This window comes from Cohnella rhizosphaerae, from assembly GCF_029525575.1.
In the GTDB taxonomy this organism is placed as follows: Bacteria; Bacillota; Bacilli; order Paenibacillales; family Paenibacillaceae; genus Cohnella; species Cohnella rhizosphaerae.
Window position 1 is genome coordinate 1392224 of record NZ_JAPDIA010000003.1, and the last position, 24327, is coordinate 1416550.

At 62.5% G+C, this 24327-nt stretch carries 19 protein-coding genes; all 19 read left to right on the forward strand.

Translation table 11 applies throughout. The annotated features are described in order from the left end of the window. Positions 1 to 18 precede the first annotated feature (18 nt). The 19 genes from OMP40_RS11985 (at position 19) to OMP40_RS12075 (ending at position 24289) form a co-directional block, all read left to right on the forward strand. Positions 19 to 1608 (forward strand): extracellular solute-binding protein, encoded by a 1590-nt coding sequence (locus OMP40_RS11985; protein WP_277531583.1) that lies wholly within the window; start codon positions 19 to 21, stop codon positions 1606 to 1608. Positions 1609 to 1937: 329 nt separating this feature from the next. Further along, positions 1938 to 2738, forward strand: a complete 801-nt coding sequence (locus tag OMP40_RS11990; protein ID WP_277531585.1) for a DUF4432 family protein — start codon at positions 1938 to 1940, stop codon at positions 2736 to 2738. Between the two features lie 837 nt (positions 2739 to 3575). Further along, positions 3576 to 6188, forward strand: coding sequence for a fibronectin type III domain-containing protein (locus tag OMP40_RS11995; protein ID WP_277531587.1), 2613 nt, complete (start codon positions 3576 to 3578; stop codon positions 6186 to 6188). A gap of 505 nt (positions 6189 to 6693) precedes the next feature. Continuing rightward, entirely contained in the window at positions 6694 to 7428 is a 735-nt protein-coding gene (locus tag OMP40_RS12000) for an Ig-like domain-containing protein (RefSeq protein ID WP_277533128.1), read from the forward strand. Further along, a complete protein-coding gene (locus OMP40_RS12005; RefSeq protein WP_277531588.1) occupies positions 7418 to 7720 on the forward strand; it encodes a hypothetical protein in 303 nt (100 codons plus the stop codon). Before OMP40_RS12000 ends, OMP40_RS12005 begins: the two co-directional genes overlap by 11 nt. A gap of 166 nt (positions 7721 to 7886) precedes the next feature. After that, on the forward strand, positions 7887 to 9764 hold the full coding sequence (locus OMP40_RS12010; RefSeq protein ID WP_277531590.1) for a glycoside hydrolase family 36 protein: 1878 nt from the start codon (positions 7887 to 7889) through the stop codon (positions 9762 to 9764). 533 nt (positions 9765 to 10297) lie between these two features. Next, positions 10298 to 11383 carry an ABC transporter permease gene (locus OMP40_RS12015; protein WP_277531592.1) on the forward strand — a complete coding sequence of 362 codons (1086 nt, stop codon included), beginning with the start codon at positions 10298 to 10300 and terminating at the stop codon, positions 11381 to 11383. Positions 11384 to 11401: 18 nt separating this feature from the next. Beyond that, a complete protein-coding gene (locus OMP40_RS12020; RefSeq protein WP_277531594.1) occupies positions 11402 to 11728 on the forward strand; it encodes a hypothetical protein in 327 nt (108 codons plus the stop codon). Further along, positions 11658 to 12278 carry a carbohydrate ABC transporter permease gene (locus OMP40_RS12025; protein WP_277531596.1) on the forward strand — a complete coding sequence of 207 codons (621 nt, stop codon included), beginning with the start codon at positions 11658 to 11660 and terminating at the stop codon, positions 12276 to 12278. Before OMP40_RS12020 ends, OMP40_RS12025 begins: the two co-directional genes overlap by 71 nt. A gap of 87 nt (positions 12279 to 12365) precedes the next feature. Beyond that, entirely contained in the window at positions 12366 to 14045 is a 1680-nt protein-coding gene (locus tag OMP40_RS12030; RefSeq protein WP_277531598.1) for a type 2 periplasmic-binding domain-containing protein, read from the forward strand. A gap of 1149 nt (positions 14046 to 15194) precedes the next feature. Beyond that, positions 15195 to 16856 carry a glycoside hydrolase 5 family protein gene (locus tag OMP40_RS12035; protein ID WP_277531600.1) on the forward strand — a complete coding sequence of 554 codons (1662 nt, stop codon included), beginning with the start codon at positions 15195 to 15197 and terminating at the stop codon, positions 16854 to 16856. Next, entirely contained in the window at positions 16804 to 17268 is a 465-nt protein-coding gene (locus tag OMP40_RS12040) for a hypothetical protein (protein ID WP_277531601.1), read from the forward strand. The genes OMP40_RS12035 and OMP40_RS12040 overlap by 53 nt, the downstream gene beginning before the upstream one ends. Beyond that, positions 17223 to 17381 carry a hypothetical protein gene (locus OMP40_RS12045; RefSeq protein ID WP_277531602.1) on the forward strand — a complete coding sequence of 53 codons (159 nt, stop codon included), beginning with the start codon at positions 17223 to 17225 and terminating at the stop codon, positions 17379 to 17381. The genes OMP40_RS12040 and OMP40_RS12045 overlap by 46 nt, the downstream gene beginning before the upstream one ends. 28 nt (positions 17382 to 17409) lie before the next feature. Continuing rightward, positions 17410 to 20334, forward strand: coding sequence for an S-layer homology domain-containing protein (locus OMP40_RS12050; protein WP_277531604.1), 2925 nt, complete (start codon positions 17410 to 17412; stop codon positions 20332 to 20334). Positions 20335 to 20411: 77 nt separating this feature from the next. Next, a complete protein-coding gene (locus OMP40_RS12055; protein ID WP_277531607.1) occupies positions 20412 to 21515 on the forward strand; it encodes a hypothetical protein in 1104 nt (367 codons plus the stop codon). 22 nt (positions 21516 to 21537) lie between these two features. Then, the gene (locus tag OMP40_RS12060) at positions 21538 to 22353 is read left to right on the forward strand and encodes a sensor histidine kinase (protein WP_277533129.1); all 816 of its coding nucleotides are present in this window, start codon (positions 21538 to 21540) and stop codon (positions 22351 to 22353) included. Then, the gene (locus OMP40_RS12065; protein ID WP_277531609.1) at positions 22346 to 23152 is read left to right on the forward strand and encodes a response regulator transcription factor; all 807 of its coding nucleotides are present in this window, start codon (positions 22346 to 22348) and stop codon (positions 23150 to 23152) included. The genes OMP40_RS12060 and OMP40_RS12065 overlap by 8 nt, the downstream gene beginning before the upstream one ends. Positions 23153 to 23184: 32 nt before the next feature. After that, a complete protein-coding gene (locus OMP40_RS12070; RefSeq protein ID WP_277531611.1) occupies positions 23185 to 23457 on the forward strand; it encodes a hypothetical protein in 273 nt (90 codons plus the stop codon). Beyond that, positions 23426 to 24289 carry a glycoside hydrolase family 88/105 protein gene (locus OMP40_RS12075; RefSeq protein WP_277533130.1) on the forward strand — a complete coding sequence of 288 codons (864 nt, stop codon included), beginning with the start codon at positions 23426 to 23428 and terminating at the stop codon, positions 24287 to 24289. Before OMP40_RS12070 ends, OMP40_RS12075 begins: the two co-directional genes overlap by 32 nt. Positions 24290 to 24327 lie beyond the last annotated feature (38 nt).

Consider the following 24327-nt stretch of genomic DNA (forward strand, 5'->3'; position numbering starts at 1 on the left):
CTCTAGGAGGTCACAGCAATGAAAACCAGAAAAAGCCTGACCGCGCTCATGATCGCTTCGGCCTTCGCGGCTACGCTCGCCGGCTGCAGCTCCAAATCGAACGACTCGAATGGGGAAGGCGCCGGCAGCGCTTCGTCCACGGCCCCGGCCTCATCCTCGGCAGTGTCCGACGGGAGCAAGACGACCAAGCTGGACCCGGTGACGCTCAAGATCGTCATGCCGGGCGACCGGCCCGCGGACATGGACGTCATTATCAAAGAAGCCGAGAAACGTATGGCCGACAATATCAACGTCAAGCTCGACCTGGTGTTCGTGCCCTGGTCGGATCTCGCGCAGAAGACGCAGGTCATGCTCGCATCGGGCGAAAATGTCGATTTAATTTTCGACGCGCCGTGGCTCCATATGGAGCAGATGATCAGCGCCGGCTACTACGAGCCGATGGACGACCTGCTGCAGCAATACGGGCAGGACGCGATCAAGGTGCGCTCGCAGCAGATGTTCGACGCCAACAAGTTCCAGGGCAAGATTTACGGCCTGCCCTTGGGCAACACGCACCTGGCCGGCCGGACGTATCTCGTCCGCAAGGACTTGCGCGAGAAGTACGGGCTGCAGCCGATCAAAACCTACGACGAACTGATTCAATACGCTTACAAGGTCAAGGAAAACGAAAAAGACGTCATCCCGCTGCTCGCTTACGGTCAGGGCGCTTCGACGGACCAGGCCTGGGGCGCATTCCGTTCCTTCATGGAATACGATCCGCAGTTCATCAAGTCCGACGCGCTCGGCCAGAGCCTCGTGCTCTACTACAAAAACAACGACGGCAAGGTTTACAACCTGTTCGACGAAATGGAGCCGACGATCTGGTCATGGGTCCAGGACGCCAGAAAGCTGTACACGGACGGCTTGATCCACCCGGACGTGCTGGCGCTCAAGGACATCGACTCGGTCATCAACTCGGGCAAGGTAGGCGCGGCCGTGTACAACGAATTCGGCGTTCCGTCCAGCCTGAACACGGCGCTTGCCAAGAACGTTCCGGGCGCGGAGCTGGAGGCGGTCACCTTCGTGAAGATGGAGAAGGGCGCGAACATCACCAACTTCAAGCAGGCGAACTTCCAGGCGATTCCGAAGGTCAGCAAAAACAAAGAGCGCGCCATGATGTTCCTCAATTGGACTGCGCAAAAGGAAAATTACGACCTGCTCGCCTACGGCATCGAAGGCAAAAACTACGAAGCGGTCGGCGACGACCAGTACAAGCAGATCGGCACCCACTACTCGTATTTCCCGTACGCGTGGGTCTGGAATCCGACGACCGACCGCCTGAACGCCGGCTTCGACGAGGAGACGATCAAGCACTACCAGTTCAACAAGGACGCCGCGAACCTGACGCCGAGCATCCTCACCGGCTTCTCGTTTGATCCAACCCCGGTCATGAACGAGATCTCGCTCTACAACGCGACGGAGGCCAAGTACTACAACTCGCTCTTCGACGGCGTCACCGATCCGGACAGCACGTGGGCTTCGCTGAAGAAGGAGGGCGCGGCCAACGCCAAAAAGATTCAGGTTGAGCTGCAGAAGCAGATCGATGCTTTCCTGGCGCAGAAGAAGTGAGGCATCGGGAGAGGTAGGCATCGGGGGAATTCGACTGTGAAGCAGTCGCGCAATGGGAAGGGGATTCGGCAGCGGCTCGTGCCGGGTTCCCTCCGAATTTGAACGGAAGAGAAGGGCGCCAAGGAGGCACAGCCGGATGGAAGGTCCTTGCGTCGCGACGACCGTCGTGGTAAACGGCATCGAGGGGGTGAGGCTGGAGAACGAATGGCTGATCGCCGTAATTCTGGTAGGCAAGGGCACCGATGTTTGGGAGCTGACATACAAGCCGCTGAACATGCAGCTGTTGATGAAAACGCGGGACGGCTTGTCGCTCTGCGAGGGGGAGGGATTTGAGGAACAACAGGCTGATGCATTACGCCGAGGGCTATCCGGGTGGCTGGCAGGAGATTTTGCCGAACCGGGCTTTCTTCGACGGCGGGCGGCAGGAAGTCGGGCGAGAAGTGGAGGGCGAGTCGGCCGGCGTGCCCTGGGCATACGCGGTCGAGGAAGACGGGGGATCGCGCGTGACGCTGCGCTGCTGGGTGACGCTCCCTTTTACGCCGCTGACGGTAGAAAAGACGCTCTCGCTGGCAGCGGGCGAAAGCGTTCTGCGCATCGACGAGCGCGTCGTCAACGTCGGGAGGGATGACGTCCATTTTATATGGACGCATCATCCGGCATTCGGCAGCCCGCTGGTGAGCGAAGGGGCCGAGGTGCTGCTGCCGAAGGGCAGCCGTGCGTTTAACGTGCTGCGTTATGAGCGCGATCGGGAAGCGCCTGCCGCGAGCTTCGAAGAGCCTGTGGAAGCGGTAAGCTTGCCGAGCGGAAGGAAAAAGAATTTGCGTATGGTGGAACGACCCGTGCCAAACGGCGAAGCCTGCTACATGCCGCTGAAGGATCTCGAGGAAGGGCTCGCGGGCATTTGCCAACCGGCGCTCAACGTGAAGCTGCTGCTAGAGTGGGACCATCTTACTTTCCCGAGCCTCCGATACTGGTCGAGCAACGACAACGAATGGTACACGGTGGCGCTCGAACCGTCGACATCATGGTACTCGGATATCGGCGATTGTATGCGTCACGGCAACTGTATCTCGCTGGCCCCGCAGGAGGAGCGGAGGTTCTGGCTCAACGTGCGCGTGGAACAGCCTTAGCGCTACTGTGCCGGGGGATAGCGAGGCTCGAATAGAAGAACTTTCTTCCTCTATTCACACGCTGGCGGCCCGTATGCCCCGCATAGAGGAAGTTTTTTCCGCTACACCCACCGCCGACGGCTCGCAAGCGCCACGTAGAGGAACTTTTTTCCTCTATGCCACACGCCGGCGGCCCGCATGCTCCGCATAGAGGAACTTTTTTCCTCTATGCCCCACGCCGGCGGCCCGCAAGCCCCGCATAGAGGAGCTTTTTTCCTCTATGCCCCACGCCGGCGGCTCGCAAGCCCCGCATAGAGGAGCTTTTTTCCTCTATGCCCCACGCCGGCGGCTCGCAAGCCCCGCATAGAGGAGCTTTCTTCCTCTATTGAACCTAATGTAGCTGATTTGGGAAGCAATAGAGGAACTATCTTCCTCTATACACCACGCTGGCGGCCCGCAAGCGCCACATAGAGGAACTTTTTTCCTCTATTGACCCAAAGGAAGCTAGTTTGGGAGGCAATAGAGGAACTATCTTCCTCTATGCCTCCCGCCAGCGGCCCGCAAGCTCCGCATAGAGGAACTATCTTCCTCTATGCTCCCCGCCAGCGGCCCGCAAGCCCCGCATAGAGGAGTTTTTTTCCTCTAACTATTAAGCCCCTCGCCAGCGGCTCGCAAGCGCCGCATAGAGGAACTTTCTTGCTCTATGCCCCTGCCGACGTTGAAGTCGGCAGCTCCCTCGACAATAATCGTAAGCGCTTTCCTCGGCAATTCGCAGCATCCATTCATGAGGAGGTTAACCGAAAATGAGCATAAGCACGAACAAACTATTCGCATTTACTCAAAAAAGCCGTCTGCAGCTTGCTTCTATGCGCGCTGGCGCTGGGCTATTGGCCGGCCGCCGGCAAAGCCGTCGCAAGCGGCGAAGAGGTACTGGTCGATTGGCTGAAGCAGGATATGGATACGGGGTTCGACAGCGGCGTCAGCCCGTTTGTGTACGATGCGAACGTAGCGGGCACCTCGCAGTCCGTGGTCCAGGTGAACGGCAACAACGCGGTCGAGTTCCGCGATGCTTCGCTGGGCTCGAACGCAGGCAGCTACTTTTACTATCAACTGTCGAGCGGAGCGCTTCTATCGCGGATCAACGCCATCTACTCGCTGCCGACCGGGACGGAGCCGGTGGAGTTCGTATACGAATACCGGCTCCGGCGCAGCGCGGCGAGCGACAAGCCGGTCAATGCGGACATTTACAGCCAGTTGCAATTCGGCAACTACGACAACGTGCTGGTCCCGCGGTTCCCGGTGCCCGACAAGCAAACGATCACGGGAACCGCGGCCTATCTCAATACGACGCCGAACGAATTGAAGACGGTTAACGATCACGATATCGCATCCTATCGGTTTCAGATCGTGCCGAACGGCGGGCAACGGCTCGTCAGCTCGATCAAGATCGCCTTTGGCGTCCGGGTCAACACCGGCGGCACGGACGAAGCGATCGTCGTCGACGATCTGGCCCTATACGAGGCAACGCACGACGCCGGCCTGGACACCGAGGCGCCGTCGTCGCCGACCGGCCTCGCTGCGGCTTCCAAGACCGATACGAGCGTCAATCTATCGTGGACGGCCTCGACGGACAACGTCGGCGTGAACCGCTACGACGTTTATCAGGACGGCCAGCTCGCCGGCTCCGCGCTCGGAACCGCGACGAGCTATAGCGTCATCGGCCTTACCCCTAACAAGACCTATCAATACACGCTCAAGGCGCGTGACGCGGCCGGCAACGCATCAACCCAGAGCGCTGCGCTGGCGGTAACGACCAACCCGTCTGCGTCGGGATTGCCGGAGCCGTTCGGCGACCGCGATGTCGGCACCGTCAACGTAGCGGGCAGCGCGAGCTACGCGGCCGCAGACGAATCGTTCACGGTGAGAGCCTCGGGGGCAGACATCTGGGGGACGGACGATGCATTCCACTACGTATACCGGCCATGGACGGGCGACGGCCAGATCGTGGCGCGCGTGGGCGAGATGACCAACACCGTCGCCTGGACCAAGGCAGGCGTCATGATCAGGGCCAATATAACGAGTCAATCCCCGCATGCCTTGATGGCGGTGTCACCGACGAACGGGGTTATTTTCGAGGATCGCCTGACGCAGGGAGGGGCCACGGTACTGACGTCGGGCACCAAGTCGCCGGCGCCTTATTGGGTGAAGCTGACGCGTGTCGGCAATTTCATCAGCGGCTATGAATCGTCCGACGGAATCACCTGGAATCTCATCAAACGAGAGGCCGTCAACCTGCCCGAAACGGTATACATCGGCCTGGCGCTGACGAGCCACGACGCCAACAGGCTCAGCACGACGAAGTTCGACCACGTCGCAGTGGGCGAGGTTCCGCCGGCGGACACCAATTACGCGCCGTTCCCGGGCACGCTCGAGACGCGCAAGCAGTGGCTCTGGAACAAGACGAAGTCGATGTCCGAGATGGGCGGCGTGCCCAACATCGCGCAGATCGCAGCGCAGCTCGTGGACAATCAAAACGTCGCCGTCAATCTGCAGAAGCTCGACACGATGTTCCAGACCTACGACTGGGAGCAGTACAAGACGGTCAGCAAAATGTACGCGTACCTGCTCGCCGGAGACAAGATGGACAGTACGATGATCGGCCACGTGAAAAGCTACTTTGCGGGTTATGCGTACGCGAAGCTGCCGCAGACCGAGAATCTGCGGATGAGCAACTATACGGCGGGCTATCTGGTCGGCCAGCTGCTGCCCGACGTCGTCGACCTGAACGGCGCGTCCGGCGCCGCGCTGAAAAGCGCGAACCGGGCTAACATCGAGGAGATGCTCGATGCGGCGGTCCGCGGCGGCTGGGCGGAGTACGAGAGTCCGGAGTACACGTTCATGACGTATTTTTGCCTGAACGCGCTTTACCAGTATTCGGACGAACCGGACTTCAAGCAAAAGGTCAAGATGGCGATGGACGTCATGTGGTTCGAATGGGCAAACGACTGGATCGACGGCAACTTCATCTCCAGCACGAGCCGGTCCAAGGGGGGACGCCACCTCCGCCAACGACCCGACCTGGAGAGGCGCCGACCATACGCTGCTGTCCTGGATGTACTTCGGCGCGCATCGCGCGCAGCAGGGATTCGGAGACACGGACGCGGGCGTGCCGGGAGCCTACCGGCCGTTCCTGGAATACGTCGGGATGGTGCTCGCGCCTTCGATGAGCTATGCGCCGCCCGCGATGGCGGTTCGGATCGGACAGAAGACCGACAAGGATTACGAGTCCCGCAAAACGAATCTGCAAAATTCCAGCGGGCGCGCCATGAACGTATACCGTCAAGCTTACGTGAAGCCGACCTGGGGTCTCGCCACCGAGGTGACGTACAACCGGGTCGACAACTGGATCGAGAACATGCAGGCGGTGCTGCGCTGGCAGTCCGACAAGCCCGACAGTCTGTTCCGGATTAACGCGGACCAGGGCAACAGCCCGATAGGCAACTACGACCAGATCGAGAATCACCGGATCATGCAGGACGGCAAAACGGCGGTGGGCGTCTACAAATCGCTAAGCGGCGCCGGCGCGACCGACAATTACCTGAACGCCATGTTCCCGGATACGGGGTCGATCCTCGCGAAGGAAGAGCAGGGCGGCTGGGTGTTCGTTAAGACGGGTCCGATGTACTTCGCCTTCAAGATGATCAAGCCGTACGCCTGGTATACGCAGTCGCCGACCGATCCGTCCAACAAGGTCAAGACGACGACGCAGCTCCATCCGACCGCGCAGCTGTCCTACAGCTACAACATCCTGCGCAGCCAGGCGGACAAAAACGGCTGGGTGCTGGAGACGGCGGGCGCCTCCGAATATGCCGATTTCGCGGCGTTTAAAAATGCCGTACTGACGGGCACGACGGTCGACAGCTCGCATATCGACGAGAGCAATCCGCGGCTGATCTACACGAATCTGAGCGGCGATATGCTGGACATCACCTTCGACCGCGCCTCCGGCGCCTATGCCGGCACGCACAAGGTCAACGGCCAGCCGATCGACTATGCGTCGTTCAAGCTGTTCGATACGCCATGGCTGCAGCAGGAACGCGGCTCGACGACGTTTACGGCAACCGAGAGCAATGAACGGCTGACCTACGACTTCGGCAGCTGGACGATCACGGCCAGCGATCCGACCGTGCAGGTGCCGGTCTCCGGCGTGGCGCTCGGCGCTTCGACGCTGACGGTAGGCGCGGGGAAAACCGCCGCGCTGACCGCGGTCGTCTCGCCCGCGAACGCCTCCAACAAAAACGTGCTGTGGAGCTCAAGCGCCCCGTCCGTCGCCACGGTCGGCGCCAGCGGCACGGTGACGGGCGTCGCGCCGGGCAGCGCCGTTATTACCGCGACGACGGAGGACGGTGCCTTTACGGCGACCGCCGCGGTCACCGTTACCGCCGAGCCGCTGTTCCAGGATACGTTTGCCGGGGGGCCTTGGCAATTGGGACCTGTTCGGCAGCACGGCCTGGGAGATTCAGGGCACCGGGCAGGCGGCCGTGCTGAAGGGCACGACGACGTCGACCGGTCCCCAACGGGCCGTGACCAAGACGTCCGCGCTGCCCTACAGTGCGACGAACTACACGATGACCTTCGGCGCCGAGTCCGATCGGTTCCGCACGCTTTTCCGGTATTCCTCGAGCACGAACTACTACTTCATGGAGTTTAAAAGCACGGACATCGTCGAGCTATGGAAATATGCGGGCAGCTCGACGCCGGCCCAGGTCGGGACGACCGTCGATATCGGCAGCGTCATTCCGGGCTTCGATATGACGGCGCATCATGTGTATGAGATCAAGGTCGACGGCAGCGCGTTCAAGCTGTCGATCGACGGCGCGACGGTGACGACGTTCACGGACGCTTCGCTGACCGCGGGCGGCATCGGATTTTCCGTCAAGGGAGCGGGCGCGACGCCCGTGCAGCTGCTCGTGGACGACGTGACGGTCATGCCGAACGTGTAATGCAGCAGCGATCCGCCGCCGCTTGAACGTGTCAAGACGCGGCGCGCGGATATCGGTTCGCAACGGAGCCAGCATGCCGTCGACGCGCAGCGCGCCGGGGGCATGCTGCAATGCCGTTGCGGCTTGATTTACGAACTCATTTATCCATAGCGGAGGTTCTTGTCTTATGCGGCAAACGCAAAACGAAAGCAGACTTCAGTACCGTATATCCGGCGCGGACGACCGGTTCACCGCCACGCTTGCCGTCGAGGTGCAAGAGGCGGGCGTCGAGCTCGTGCATCTGAAAATATCGGCGGACCGACCGGGCATCCCGCCGGCGATCCGGTTGTCCTGGGAGCGCCCGATCGTCGACGTCCAGGGCGTCTGGCACCCGAACGGCTACCGGAACCGCGGGCTGTCGCCGGACTGGTTCGCCGGCTACCGCAGCAATGCCGCGAGCTCCGCGCCGGTCGTCTGTCTGTTCGGCGGGGACGGACGGAGCCGCATGACGTTCGCTTTTTCCGATACGCTGAACCCCGTCGTCTGCAAGGCGGGCGTCCACGAAGAAACGGCCGAATTCCACTGCTCGGTATCGCTGTTCGAGGAGCCGGGCGCCCCGCTGGACCGCTACGAGGCGACGCTGCGGGTGGATCTGCGCGAGCTGCCTTACTATGACAGCCTGAACGAAGTGCGGCGATGGTGGAGCGGGCTTCCCGGCCTTGCCCCTTCGCCGGTGCCCGCGGCGGCGCGCGAGCCGATGTACTCGACCTGGTACAGCCTGCATCAACAGCTGACGCCCGAAGCGATCGAGACGCAATGCCGCGAGGCCGCGGCGCTGGGCTGCGGGACCGTAATTGTGGACGACGGCTGGCAGACGGCGAACAACGAGCGCGGGTACGCGTATTGCGGCGACTGGGAGGCTTGCGCGGAGAAGATGCCGGACATGGCGGCCCATATCGAGCGCATTCATGCGCTGGGGATGAAGTACTTGCTGTGGTATTCCGTGCCGTTCGTCGGCGTGCACAGCCGGGCGTGGACGCGGTTCGGCGGCAAAATGCTGTATACGGTCGAGGAGCGCGGCTGGGGCATCGTCGATCCGCGGTTCCCCGAGGTGCGCGAGTACTTGATCGGCATCTACGAACGGGCGATGCGCGAGTGGAAGCTCGACGGCTTCAAGCTCGACTTCGTCGACAGCTTCAACCTGCCCGCGGACCGCAAGCTCGCGTTCGGGGACGGACGCGACTTCGATGCCGTGCCTGAGGCCGTCGACCGCCTCATGTCGGATATTATGGCGAGGCTCTCCGCGATCGATCCGGACGTGATGATCGAGTTCCGCCAAGCCTACGTTGGCCCCTATATGCGCAAGTACGGCAATATGTTCAGGGCGGCGGACTGTCCGAACGACGCGGTCGAGAACCGCTTGCGGACGCTGGATATTCGTCTGCTGTGCGGAGAGACGGCGGCCCATGCCGACATGCTCATGTGGCATCCCGACGAGCCGGCCGAGAGCGCGGCGCTGCAGCTGATCAACGTACTGTTCGCTGTGCCTCAAATATCCGTGCGGCTCGACCGCTTGCCGGCGGCGCAAGCGGAGATGGTCGCTTATCTGCTCGCCTTCTGGAAAGAACACCGGAAAGTCCTGCTCGACGGACATTTGGAGCCGCATCAACCCGAACTGTTGTATCCGCTCGTCGTTGCGTCTAACGCATCCAAGTTACTAGCTGCCGTCTATCAGCCTCGCACGATCGTTCCGCTGAACCGGGAGCTGCCGCGGACGGTCATCCTCGTCAACGGCACGCGTGCCGAAGGCGTATATGTCGAGACGACTGGGGAGCAGGGAGAATGGAACTTGGAAATTCGGGATTGCCGCGGGGGGAACGGTGAAGCGCTCGGTGTTCGTGCTGCATGCCGGGGTCTGTCTGGTGAACGTGCCGCCGGCCGGCAACGCGACATTGAAGAGGAGGTAGGGGGGAGGTTGCGCGAGTGGCGCCCAGGGTCTGCCGTCGGCTGCAGACCGGACCCTAGGCGGACAAGCGACGGCGTGGCGGGGATGCAGACTGCGTGAACGAAGCGGGCGTTGGCGGCACGCTAATCGCAACGTTAGTGGACCCAGGAGCCGTTATTTACTCGAAAGTAACGATAATCGGCGGGGTTGCGGACCCAGGGGACGTTAGTGCGGCTACTTAGGCGGGAATCGGGGCGTTCGTGCGCCAATAACGGATCTGTGGTCCGCAGCGAACGGTAATCGGCACGTTTTCGGCCAAATAGCGGATCCTGAGTCCGCGGCATTCGCCACTGCGCGGCACCCGCCGTTGCGCGGCACCGGCCATTCCGCGGCCCCCGCCATTCCGCGGCCCCCGCCGTTGCGCGGCATCCGCCGTTGCGCGGCACGCGCCGTTGCATGGCACGCGCCGTTCCATGCCACGCGCCGTTCCGCGCCACTCCCCGCGCCTCGCAACCGTGGCCTCCCCCCGCGACAATGCGACTTTTCACCGGGTATATCGTTCTCCGCTCCGGTGTTCCGTGCCGATCCGATCCGCTAAACTGGCTACTGTAAGCACTTTCAAAGCGGAGGTGCGCCACATACAGAGAGACAGAGTGAAGGATAGGAGGCTTACCGCATGGAGCTCGCAAAACCCGGCACAGCCGCGCGCACGCCGAACGGATCGTCCGCAGACACGCCATCCGTCGCCGCCGAGGAGCCGATTCCCGGCAAAAAAGACAGGCACGCCGCCCGGCACGACTTTAGGTCGAACGGCGCGAACGCGGCCGAAGGCGGGGCCCAGGTTCCGCCGCATCTGGAAGTTCAAGCTGCTGTACGTGCTGCTGCTTCCCGCGCTGCTGTGGGTGCTCGTCTTCGACTACCTGCCGCTGTACGGCGTCAGCATCGCCTTTATGGACTACAACGTCATCCAGGGCTTCTCGGGCAGCCACTGGGCGGGGCTCAAGCACTTCCGCGCGCTGTTCGAGTCGGAGATGTTCGTCCACGCGTTCAAGAACACGCTGCTCATCAGCCTGTACAAGATGATCAGCGGCTTCATCGCCCCGATCCTGCTGGCGCTCGCGCTTAACGAGATCCGGACGCGCTGGTTCAAGAAGACGCTGCAAACCGCGGTGTACCTGCCGAGATTCGTATCGTGGGTCGTCTACGGCGGCATCATCACGCTGCTGCTGTCCCCGGAGACCGGCATCGTCAACAAAATCATCGCCCTCTTCGGCGGCACGCCCGCGTACCTGCTCGTCGAGCCCGCATACTTCCGCACGATCCTCGTCGTTACCGACGCGATGAAAGAAATGGGCTGGGCCGCCATCATCTACATCGCCGCGATCGCCGGCCTGAACCCCGAAGTGTACGAAGCGGCCGTCGTCGACGGCGCCACGCGCTTCAAGCGGATCGTGCACGTCACGCTGCCGGGCATCGCCTCCACGATCATCGTCATCTTCATCCTGAGAGTCGGATTCGTCATGAGCGCCGGATTGGACCAGGTCATCAACCTGTACAACCCGATGGTGTTCGAAGTGGGGGACATCCTCGACACCTATATTTACCGCATCGGCATCGAGCAGTTCAACCTCAGTCTGGCCGCCGCCGCCGACGTGATCAAGGGCGTCATCGGTCTGGCGCTGGTGCTGGCCGCCAATCGCATCGCCAAGCGGATCGATCCCGATTCCGGCATTTTCTGACGAAGGAGAAGACGACAGATGAAGCTCACTAGAGGCGAATCCGCCTTCGCGACGACCAACTACATCGTACTCACGCTGCTCACGCTGGTGATCGTGCTCCCGTTCTGGTACGTCATCACGGTATCGATCACGCCCTACTCCGAATTCAGCGCCAAGGACGGCATGGTCCTGTTCCCGACGTCCTTCAGCTTCGAATACTACGCTTATCTGCTAAAAAAAAGGCTCGCTAATCTACCACGCCTACGGCAATACGATCCGCAATACGGTCGCGGGCGTGCTGCTCGCCCTGTTCCTGACGACGACCGTCGCCTACGCGCTTGCCGAGAAAAGGCTGCCGGGCCGTAAGGGCATCATCCTGATCTTCGTGTTCACGATGCTGTTCAAGGGCGGCATGATCCCCACCTACATTACGATCCAGCAGCTCGGCCTGCTGAACACGAACTACGTGCTCATCCTCGTGATGGCGTTCAGCGCCTTCAACATGATTATTATGAAGTCGTTTTTCGAGAGCATCCCCGAGAGCTTGAGAGAATCGGCGTCCCTCGACGGCGCCTCGGAGTTCCGCATCCTGCGGCAGATCATTCTCCCGCTCTCGATGCCCGCCATCGCGTCCGTCGGCCTGCTCTACATGGTCGTCTACTGGAACGACTTCTTCAGCGCCATGCTCTACGTCTCGGACTGGAACAAGGCGCCGGTGCAGCTCGTGCTTCGCTCGATCATCGCGAGCTCCAGCCTGCCGCCCGAGCTGCTCGAGACCGCGGGGCGCACGCCGCCGCCGACGGTCGGCATCCAGATGGCCGCCATCGTCATCGTCGCGCTGCCCATGCTGATCATCTATCCGCTCATTCAGCGGTACTTCGATCAGGGCATGATGGTCGGCTCGGTCAAAGGGTAGGACGGTCGCAAGCGCGCGGCGGGGCACTCACTTCGGTTTATCCCCCAAGGGTAAATATACAGCTCATTATTAGGAGGTCACTTGAACATGTCTCATCAGAAAAAGAAAAAGACGATCGGCCTGGCATCCGCCGTCCTCGTCGGCACGCTCGCCGTCGCGGGCTGCAGCAACGGCAATGGCGACAAAGGCGCCGCCTCGGAGAGTGCGTCAGCGCCGGCATCTTCATCTTCATCGGCCACGGCATCCGCTAGCGCATCGCCGTCCGGTTCCGCAAGCGCGTCGACGGAGCCCTACACGCTCAAGTGGCTGAAGGCGCAGGACATCTCTGTCCCGTACGACCCGGAGAACGACGTCGTCAAGCAGGCGATCGAGCAGAAGCTGAACGTCAAGATCGACGCCGAGATGGTCGACGTCCAGCAGTACAAGACGAAGCTGAACCTCAAGATGTCCAGCGAGGACATTCCCGACGTCGTGCGGATCGACTTCGCCGACGACTTCCAGAAGTACGCGCCGCTCGGCGCCTTCGTCGACCTGACCGACCTGATCAACGAGCAGGACACGCCGAACATCATGCGCGAAGTACCGCCCGAAGTATTCGAGCAGGCCAAGGTGAACGGACGTATCTACGGCATTCCGTATCAGGGCGGACCGGGCGCCGGCTACCGCTGGGATCTCGTCATGCGCAAGGATTACCTGGAGGCCGCGGGCGCATCGGTGCCCAAGACGCTCGACGAGTACTACAACCTGCTGAAGAAGATTAAAGCGGATCGCCCGGACGTCATCCCGCTGGGCGGCTACACGGCGCAGATCGGCCAGGTGAAGTTCGCCAACAACTCCTTCGACCATATCTTCGGCGCTTTCGGCGTGACGCCGGGCTACTTCACCGAGACGGACGGCAAGTTCAGCAACTACGACATCGATCCGAGAATGAAGGACGCCTTGCTGTTCCTGCAAAAGATGTACAAGGAAGGCCTGATCGACAAGGAATTCGCCACGATCAAGGAAGAGCAGCTCCGCGCCAAGCTCTACAGCGGCAAGCTGTTCTCGTGGATGGGCTGGTGGTCCACGGCGAGCGACTACGATACGCAGGTCGAGACGAGCGAGCTGATCAAGAGCAAGAAGCTCGGCGCGAACGAGAAGCTTCCCGACCAATCCAAGGATCCGTTCAAGTATCTGTCGCTGACCGGCTCGCTGACGGGCGCGGACGGCAAGGCGGTCGCGCCGGCAGGCGCACCGTTCTCCCAGATGACGGCGATTAGCGCCAAGACGAAGGATCCGAAGAAGGTGCTGTCCATCATCGAGGAATCGCTGTCTCCAGAGAATCAGATGCTGACCGTCTGGGGGATCGAAGGCGAGGACTACAAGATCGAGAACGGCAAGATGGCGATCGTAACCGACGCGGTCGATCCGGCGACGAAGCTGGATAAGAACGGCCACTACCGCTCCATACAGAGCTATTTGTTCGCGCCGGGCCTGAACGGCTGGCCGCGTTACCTCGAGTCGCTGCCGCTCCGCCCTTCCCAGGCGCTCGACGTCGCGATCAACAACCCGAACCAGATCACCGACGCGTCCAACTACCTCGACTCTCCGACCAAGGTCGCCAAGCTCGTCGAGCTCGATACGATGCGCGACTCGGTGTTCACGCAGATCATCATGGGCGGGGATATCAAGAAGTTCGACGACTTCGTCGAGAAGTGGAAGTCCCAGGGCGGCACGCAGATCCTAAGCGAGCTTGAAGCGTCCTTCCAGAAGAAAGCAGGCAAATAACAGCCGTTTGATCCGAAAGTCTCCCGCCTTCGCCAGCCGATGCCGCGGGAGGCTTTAACTCTTGCCGAAGAAGGTGGTTGGACGAATGAGAAAAACTTACCGCAGCCTGATTATGCTTCTCGTCGCAGCCCTGCTGCTCCCGTCATTGCCGGCGGCAGCAAGAGCCGAGGCGCCTGCGCCGCTGTTCGAGGACAGCTTCGCCGGCGGGCTCGGCAACTGGGATTTGTTCGGCAGTACCGCCTGGCAGGTTCAGGGCAGCGGCGCGGAAGCGCGCCTGACGGGCACGATCGCGGGCGGCACTCCGCAGCGCGCCATCGTGAAGCCTGCCAAGCTGTCTTACGCATCGACCGACTACAACCTGACCTTCTCGGCGCAGGGGGGATCGCTTCCGCGTCATGTTCAGGTACGCGTCCGGCACGGCCTATTACTTTCTGGAGTTCAAGAACACGAGCAGCGTGGAGCTGTGGAAGTATCCGAATTCGGCAACCGTAGAGCAAGTCGGCGCGCCGGTGCCGATCGCGCAGACGCTGCCGGGCTTCAACGTGGCCGAGCGCCATCAATACAGCCTGGAGGTCAAGGGAAGCGAGTTCAAGCTGTCGATCGACGGCGCTCTTGTAACCGTATTCACCGACGCTTCGCTGGCGGCGGGCGGCGTGGGCTTCGGGCTGAGGAGCATCGGACCGGCCGTCAACTTAAGCGTCGAGGATATCGCGGTGCTCCCAATCGTCTCCGCGCCGCCCGTTTACGCGATCGCGCATTCGCCGCTCGCGCAGGTGCCGTACAACGCGGACCTGGCCGTTGCCTTCTCAGTCGCGGATGCGACCTACGGGACGACGACGGCCGAGATCCACTACGGCTACGAGGACGAGGCGCCGGATCGCATCGTGTCCGCCGCGACGCTTGGCAGCGGCGCGTATTCCGGGGCAATCCCGGGGACGGCGCGGGCCGACCGGATTCATTATTACATCACCGCGCACAACGGGACGGGCGGAGAAGCGCGCTACCCGGCTACCGGCGAAGTGACGGTCGCCATCGGGGCGATCGTTCCCTACGTCAACGACTTCAATGGCGAGACGGCGAACGCGGCTCCCCCCGGGCTGGACCGTAGGCGGCGCGACGAAGGTCATTCAACTGCCGGACGGCAACAAGGTGCTGAACCTGAACGGTTCGGGCAGCGCCAGGCTGAACCTGCCGATGTATCAGAACGCGGACAACTTCACCGTCAAGTTCAAGGTCAAGTACGAACGCACGAGCACCGCGCTGCAAAATACGTGGCGCTTCCGCTACCGCGCGAAGGACGACAACAACAATAACGCGCTGGAGTGGGCGACGCACAACTCGAAGTATTTTATCATGCGGAAAACGACGCTCGGCGGAAACTATTACATCGCCAACTACGTGAAGTCGCTGTTGGACGAGTGGCACGATTATGAGCTGCAGGTCAGCGGGATCACGCACAAGCTGTTCATCGACGGCGTAGAGACCGTGTCGGGCGAAGACTCCGATTCGCTCGCGCCGCTCAAGGGCTACTTCCAATGGAACGTCGTCGGCGGCATCAACCTGATGATCGACGACTTCTCGATCGAGCCGATGCTGCCCCCTTACGTCATCGACCTGCAGCCGTCGGGCAACTTCTCGGGCATCTATGCGCCGGGCGATACGCCGGGGCTGGATCTCGCGCTCGACGCGGGCGCAGCGGCGCATACGTTCCAGATCGACTACGCCGTGCGCCGCGCCGACGGAGACAAAGCGGTCGTGGCGATGGGGACGCGCACTTACGATCTGGCGAAGTACGAGAACGACAAGGAGATCATTCCCTTCGATCCGCAGCTCTCCGCGATCGGCACCTATGAGGTGACGGCGGACTTCGAAGTGGACGGCGTTCCGCAGCCCGGCAAGTCGAAGAAGATGCGGTTTGCGATCGCGAAGGAAGCCGCGCCGATCCGGGAGATCGATCTGGACAACGAGAGCAAGTTCGGGCTCAACACCCACTACGCGCTCAACTGGAAAGACGACATCATCGACGGGGCCCGCAAGCTGGGCGCGCGCAGCCACCGCTCCGGCATCGTCTGGGAGGACGTCGACAAAAACGTCAAGGACGGCAGCGGCGCGACCGTTTACGATTACAGCCGGACCGATCCGACGCTCGACAAGCTGTTTTCCTACGGCTTCAACCAGATTACGGTGCTGTCGCTGGAAAAAAACGCGAACTACCAGGCGGGCATCGCGAACACGACCGCCTCGCTCAAGGCGATGGGCGACTTCGTGGCGAACACGGTCGCGAAGTACAAGGATCGCATCCGGCAATGGGAGATGCCCAACGAGCCGGAGATTTTCTCCAAGCCGTATATCCCGGCCGAGTTCGTGCAGCTGCAGAAGGTCGCCTACCTGAACATGAAAAAGGCCGATCCGAACGCGATGCTGCTCGCGGGCGACCATACGTCGAGCGTGCTCAGCGTGCTGCCGAAGGAGCTCGAGCTCGGCTCGTACGAGTTTGCGGACGCCTATTCTTACCACCCTTACGTCTACAATGCGATGCCCGACGGCAATCTGCAAAAGCTGACGGACGGCGTGAAGGGACTCGTTAACGCATACGGCGGGTGGAAGGATTATTATCTCACCGAAGGAGGGTGGCCGACGGCGAACAGCGGCTATCCTTCGGTGTCGGAGGAGGTCCAGCGGGATTATATCGTCCGCGCCTTCCTGAACTACATGGTCACGGACCAGGTGAAGGCTTACGAATATTACGATTACAAAAATGACGGCACGGACGACCGGTACTACGATATTTTCTGGGGGGATCACGGATAATGACGGCCGGCCGAAGCTGGCTTACGCCGCGGTGAACCAGTTGATGACCGAGCTGGATCGCGCGCGGTATGTCGGGACTTGGGATACGGGGGACCCGAACGTCGCGGTCCAGGTGTTCCTGAACGACGGCAAGCCCGTCGTCGTCGCCTGGAAGAAAGTAGACCACAAGGACGATCCGGCCGTCAAGCCGCCGACGAGCGCGATCGGGCTGCCGTTCGCGGCGGCAGGCGCGAAGGTGATGGACATCAATGGCGTGGAGCTGCCGGCGACGGCGGGAAGCGCCGGACTGCAGCTCGTCGTATCCGGCGCGCCGCTCTACGTGACGGGGGGCGCCGGCCGAGTTCGTCTACGCATCCGCTGCGCAGCTTGCTGCAGGTCAAGAAGCAGGAAGCGCTCGCCAAGCTGGCGCTGACGCGGGCCGCATCGAACGCGACGCTCGTCGACGCGGACGCGGCGGAGATCGCCCGGATCGCCGCCGCGCTGCAGACGGCGACCGAGGGGGGCATCGCCGGCGGCAGGACTTGAGCAGGGCATCAAGGATATATATGCGCTCATGGCGGAGATGGCCGGTCAGATCGAATCTGGCGACCTGATCGCCGCGCCGGGATACGTGACGCTGGAGGCGTTGTACAACTACGCCGAGACCGCATCCGTCGCACTGGCCTACGCCAAGGGCGGCAGCGGCGCGAACGCGCTCGATTATGCCGCTGCGACGCAGGCCGCGGACGCCGCCTTCCAGAGCAAGAAGGGGAACGTCAGCGTCATGCCGGTGTCCGCGTCGGCGGTGCTGCGCATGAACCGTTACGGTCGCTTGGCGGATGCCGCGAAGGCGCGGGGCAGCTACGGCGAGAGCTACGCCTACAATCTGCTGGCGCGCGAATTCGCCGGCGCGGCGACGGGGATGATCGCCTCCGAGCCGGCCCGGTTCATCGGCGTCATGGCGAACGTCACGCCGAGCGTGTCGACCGGCGAGGCGGGCTACGCGACGCCGCTGACGCTCTCGCTCGTCAACGATACCGACGCGCCGCAGCAGGTGAAGGCCAGGCTCAAGGTGCCCGCGGACTGGGCATCCGCCCAGACCGAGACGTCCGAGGTCGAGCTCACGATTCCCGCGCATGACGCGGTAGATCGGACCTACAACGTAAATGTGCCGCAGTCCGCGATCAAGGGACGTTACGAGGTCGCGTTCGAGATCGAGCATGGCGGCGCGCTTTTCGATACGAAAAAGGTGGAGCTGACCGTCGAGGACGGCCTTGACGTGAGACTGCTGCCGGTCGCGAAGACGATCAAGGATCTCGATATCGTCTCGGTGCAGCTGACCGGCACGTCGACGGCCGTCAAGTCGGGCACGGTCACGCTGAAGGGGCCGGACGGCGGCCTGCTCGAGCCGGTGACGACGAACGCGTTCAGCAATTTGAAGAAGGGCGACCGCCTGCAGCTGGATTTCCGGTGGACGTACCGCCAGACCGCTCCCTTCAATGAATACAAGGTCGACCTCGAGGTGGACGAAGCGTCGGACGGTCGAAGTATTTTCCACGATGCGCAGCTGCCGCTGGACTTCGATCTGATTCAGTCGGCGGGCGAGGCTGCGGTCGCGGTGGACGGGAATCTGGCGGATTGGCAGGATGCCTACCCGGTCCACCTTCGCAGGAAGGACCAGAATGCGACGGGCTACCAGGATTCGGCCAATCTCGAAGCGACGGCTTATGCCAAGTGGGCGGCGGACGGCCTGTACGTCGCGGTCGACGTACGGGACGACGTGCACAAGCAGTCGGAGAATACCGCGAACATGTGGAAAAACGATTCCGTGCAGATCAGCCTCGATCCGCTCAACAACCGGGAGTCTCCGTACGGGGCGGACGACGTGGAATGGAGCTTCGCGCTCGCCGACGACGGCACGCATCTGGTCAACGTCTTCAACTCGACGGCCCCGAATCCGAACGGCGACATGAGCGGCAAGGTGCCGTTCGAAGCGGTTCGTGACGAAGCGGCGAAGCGCACGCGATACGAATTCAAGATCCCGAGCGCCTACGTCAAGGATCTGCGGCCCGCGCTTGGCGGCAAGCTTGGCTTCAATGTCGCCGTCAACGACGCCGACTACCAGAACGGCCGGGACAACTTCATTCAATGGACGCAGGGCACCGCCGATTCGAAGAACACGTCGCTGTACGACGCATTCGCGTTCGTGGACGTTCCGCTGCCGCCGGGCGGCGGAGATAATGGCGGAGACGATGGCGGCGATAACGGGGGCGACGATGACGATGGCGACGACGGCGGTTCGCCGCCCGATCAACCGACTACCGGGATCGTCGCAAGCTCGCCCGCAGCGCCTTCCGGCATCCTGACGGTATCGGCCGCGTCCCTTCAGAACGCCGCGAACGGCGTCAGCTCCGTCGAAGCGCCGGCCGGAACGACGGAGCTGCGGCTGCCGGCGGACGCGGCGGCATGGCTCGGCGCCAACAAGCTTGAGGTAAAGGCCGGCAAGCTTGTGCTGGAAATTCCGTCCGGCGTGCTCAAGCAGCTGGCGGAGCGGGTGCCTGCGGCGGACCGGCAGGGCAGCGCGCTCTCCCTTGGCTTCCTGCCGCTCAAGTCCGATGCATGGCAGGCGCTCCTTGCCGGGGCGCAGACGCCGGGGACGACCGTTCGCGCGGGCGGCGAAGCGTTCGAGCTGACCTTGTCGATCCGGACGGCAGCGGGAAGCGCGGTTCGGCTGACGAAGTTCGAAGAGTCGGTCACGATCCGGTTCCGGATCGATCCGGCTCTGGACCCGAAGCTGTCGGCGATCTTTTACATGGCCGAAGACGGCAGGCCCGAATGGGTCGGCGGCGAGCGAGACGACGGTTTCCTGACCGCGGAGGTCCGGCACTTCAGCGCCTATGCGATGCTCGAGGTGAAGCGGGAATTTTCCGACCTGCCGGCCGCGCATTGGGCGTACGGCGCGGTTCGGGCGCTGGCCGCCCGCGGCATCGTCCAGGGCAGCGACACCGGCGCATTCGAGCCCGGCCGCGAGGTCACGCGCGCCGAATTCACGGCGATGCTGGCGAAGGCGCTCAGGCTGCCGAAGCCTGCCGATACGGCGGTCCAGGCCGAGACGATCTTCGCCGACGTCCCCGCGAACGGCTGGTACGCGGAGGCGGTGTCCGCCGCTTACGGCGCAGGCATCGCTACGGGCAAGAGCGCGACGGCCTTCGATCCGGACGGCCGCCTGACGCGCGAAGAGATGGCGGTCCTGACGATGAAGGCTTATCGCCTGCTGCATGGCGAGCGGCCGGTTCAAGCCGCATCGGCATACGCATCCTTATTCGCGGATGAAGCCGCCATCTCGGCTTGGGCGCTGTCCTACGTGAGGGAGACGGTGGCGCTCGGATTGACGCAAGGACGAGGCGCCGACCGGTTCGTCCCCAAAGGCACGGCGACCCGCGCCGAGGCTGCCCGAATCGTCGACAGCCTGCTCTTTCCGAACCCCAACGCTAAATAAAGAGGCACGGAAGGCCTCCTTGCCGCCCTTGGGCGGCGGGAGGCTTCGGCCTGCCGAAGGAGAGGAGAGAAAAGATCGTGCATGGACGCTCCGGGCACAGCGCCGGATTGCTGTCTCGGCTCCGGTTGCCGATTTTCGCGCTGATCGTCGTCATCATCGCGTTCTTCGCCACGGCGGCCAGCTACATCCTCATTCGGGTGCAGAACGATCATACGCGCGACACGGCGGAGCAATCGATGAAGTTCGTCTACCGCAACATCTGGTACCAGTTCGATACGATGAACAACGTCGCGGCGTTTATCCTGTCCAATCCGTCGATCGAAGGGCTGCTGGAGAGCGAATATCCGGCGGCCTACGAGGCGGCGGACGATTTTTTCGCGCTCCAGACGAATCTGCAAAATTTATCGCTGCTGTCGCTGTTGAACGGCCAAGGCGGCGGCCGGGTCCCGACCCGATCCTATGTCGTATCCATCGCGCTCGAGCCGTCCAGCGGACTGTACGCCATGGCGCCGGATCGCTACGATCCGTCCACGGGCATTTACAAATCGATCGATCTGCGGAGCCAGGACTGGTACCGCAATCTGAGCGAAGGGAGACGGCAGGCCGAATGGTGGGGCCAGCGGGCGGGCGCCTTCAACCCGGCGATGATCTACGCGGCGCGCAAAAAAGACGAGCATCAAGGACGGCCGGCACATCGGCACCGTCGTCGTCGGGGCGGACACGGGCAGTATTCGAAGCATCTTCGAGAACGCGAAGCCGGCGAAGGGCTACCATCTGCTGCTGGACGAGAGCGACAGGGTCATCTTCAGCGAGCGTTATCCGTTTCTGACGCCGGCAGGCGAACTGCCCTACGTGAGCGCGGCTTCGGGCGCTTCGGGATCGCTGGTCCGCAAAATCGACGGCGAGCCGCACCGGGTCATGTACGAGACGTTCGCCAACGGCTGGAAGCTGCTCACGGTCGTGCCGGAGAGCCACTTCAACCAGTATACGTTCGCAATCTCGGCCATCGGCGCGGCGACTGCGGTCGTTGCGCTGCTGATCGCGGGCTTTATTTTAAACCGGATCGTCGTCCGGGTGACCGTGCCGATCACGCGGCTCGTCGGGGCGATGCAACGCCCCGAAGTGCTGGCGTTCAAGGAGCCGCTGCCGGCGCAAAACTCGGGTATTTACGAGGTGGATGAGCTGGGGCAGAAGTTCGCGACGATGCTGGTGACGCTCCACGGCCTGATTGAGAAGTCCTTCACAGAGGAGATCGAACGCCGCCAGCTTCAGCTGGAGCTGCTGCAGGCGCAGATCAACCCGCACTTTTTGTACAACACCCTCGATCTGATCAATTGCCGCGCGATTTTGTCGGGCGACAAGGAGACGGGCGGGATCGTACGCGCGCTCGCCAACATGCTCCGGTACGGTCTGAACCGGGGGCAGACCTGGATCTCGCTGGAGGGCGAGATCAGGCACGTCGAGGCGTACCTTCATATCCAGCGGCTGCTCATGGACGATCTCGCCGTCGACATTCGGGTGCCCGACGACCTGCTGAGCGCGTCCATGCTGCATTTTTGCCTGCAGCCGCTCGCGGAGAATGCCATCGTCCACGGGTTCGCCGGTCGGACGGAAGGATGTCGGATCGCCATCGAGGCGCGACTCGACGGCATCTCGCTCCGTCTTCGCGTGCAGGACAACGGCGTCGGCTGCGATGCGGAGGCGATGAACCGGATGCTGGAGGAGCGGCCGATCGAGGAAAAGGGGAATGAGGCGGACGACCGGGGTGCGAGCGAGGCGGACGTTACGCGCGCAGCGTCGCCGGCAAAATCGCCGGCCCTCGCTTCGCCAAGCGACAAGGACCGCGGCGGCTCCGGCTACGGTACGCTGAATGTCCATCGGCGCATCCGTCTGTATTGCGGGGAGGCGTTCGGTCTGAAATACGTGCAGACGGCGGAAGGCACCTGCGTCGAGGCGGTGCTTCCGTTTCGCCCGAATCTGAATGCGGCGCCGGCACCAAGGAGGTATGAGCATGTATAAGCTGCTTATCGCCGAAGACGTGAAGACGGTTCGGGACGCGCTTGCCCGATCCGTCCCCTGGGAGCGCATCGGCATCTCGCTCCTCGGCACAGCCGAGAACGGCGAGGCGGCGCTGGCCCGGCTGGAGCGGGAGACGCCGGACCTGCTGCTGACCGATATCGGGATGCCGAAGATGAACGGTCTCGAACTGATCCAGGCGTGCAAGGCTCGCAATCCGGATATCCGCTGCATCATTTTGTCGGGACTGAACGAATTCGAGCACGCCAGGAAGGCAATCTCGCTGCAGGTACAGCACTATATATTGAAGCCGATCGATCCTGACGAAATCGCGCGGGTATTCTCCGAGGTCGTGCGCGACCTGGGACGGGAGCGCCGTCGGAAGGAGGAACTGGCTGTGGCGGAGAGCAGGCTGCGGGACGAGCTGCCGAACCTGGCCGGAGCGCTGCCGGCAAGCGAATGGTCGGGCAGCCTGAAGAAGAAGCGCCTCGTCGAGCAGGCGATCGGTTATATCAAACAAAACTTTGCGCGCGGCGACCTCGCGCTATCGGATGTAGCGGATGCGGTCGGCCTTAGCGAGAAGTACGTGAATCTGCTCGTCAAGGAAGTGACCGGCACGACGATTAACGCGTGGATCGTCCGGCACCGTCTGGAGGAGGCGGCGCGGCTGCTCAAGGACCCGGCGAATCGCATTTACGAGATTTGCGAACGGATCGGCTATACGGACCAGGACTATTTTCGAGAGGTGTTCAAAAAGCAGTACGGCCAAACGCCGAGCGAATATCGCAACAGCCGCCTGTAGCGCGGAGAGGGACGAGGAGGAGAGGAATCAGCGTGAACGGGAATGGAATTTGGAATCGGGATCAGGCAGATGAAGCTGCGCGAAGCGTTTACCGTTATATGATGCACAGCAAGCCGGCGCAGTGGGGTGGACATGAATGGACCGACTGGGCGATGAACGCGGACCGGTGGGATTGGAATGCGGGCGTGGGCGTGATCGCCGCAGCGGAATTCGCGGGGGTGACGGGGGGACGAGGGGATTCTCAGCGAGATCGAGGCGTGGGTTCAGCGCAATATCGGACAGTCCAAGGCGATTCTGGTTATTAATTCGATCGCGCCGTTTGCCGTGTTCCCGCTGCTGCATCGCATGACGGGACGGGAGGTGTACGCGGAAAAGGCCGGCGAAGTGGCCCGGTGGCTGATCGAAGAAGCGCCGCGCACGAAAAACGGCGCATTCGAGCATACGGTGACGGAGAAGGCATCGTTCAGCGAGCAGATCTGGGCGGACACGATCTTCATGGCCGTTCTGTTCCTCGCCCGGACCGCTCGAATGAAGGGTGACGGCCGGATCGCGCTCGAAGCGCTGCGGCAGGTCCGGCTTCATCTCGAAGCGCTGCAGGACGAGGAGACGGGGCTGCTGTTCCATGGCTGGGACTGCGAGGCGGGGAACTGGATGTCGGGCGCCCGCTGGAATCGGGCGAACGCTTGGATCGCAGTCGGCGTCCCGATGATCGTGGCGGAGACGGAGGCGCTGTGCGGAGACGACGCGCTGCTCGCGGATGTGAAGCGGCGCTATGCGCGGCTGGCCGAAGCGCTCGTTAGGATGCAGGGGGCCGACGGTTTGTGGCCGACGGTGCTCGACCGTCCCGGCTTCTACGCGGAGACGTCGGGCTCCGCCGGCATCGCCTGCGGATTGTACAAAGCGGCGCGCATGGGGCTTGTGCCGGAGGCGCTGTCGGCACACGCCGACCGGGCGGTGCCGGCCGTGCTCGCGGCGATCGGTCCGGACGGCGCCGTCGGGGGCGTCTCCGGCGGCACGCCGGTGCTGGAGAGCGTCGAGGCGTACGGCGAGGTGCCGATTTTCCCGACGCTGTACGGACAAGGGCTGACGCTGCTGCTGTTGGCGGAGGTGTCGGCGGGAGCGGGCGAGGGGAAGTAGAACGCGTATAGGCAGCCAAAAACGAGAGACTTCGCGGC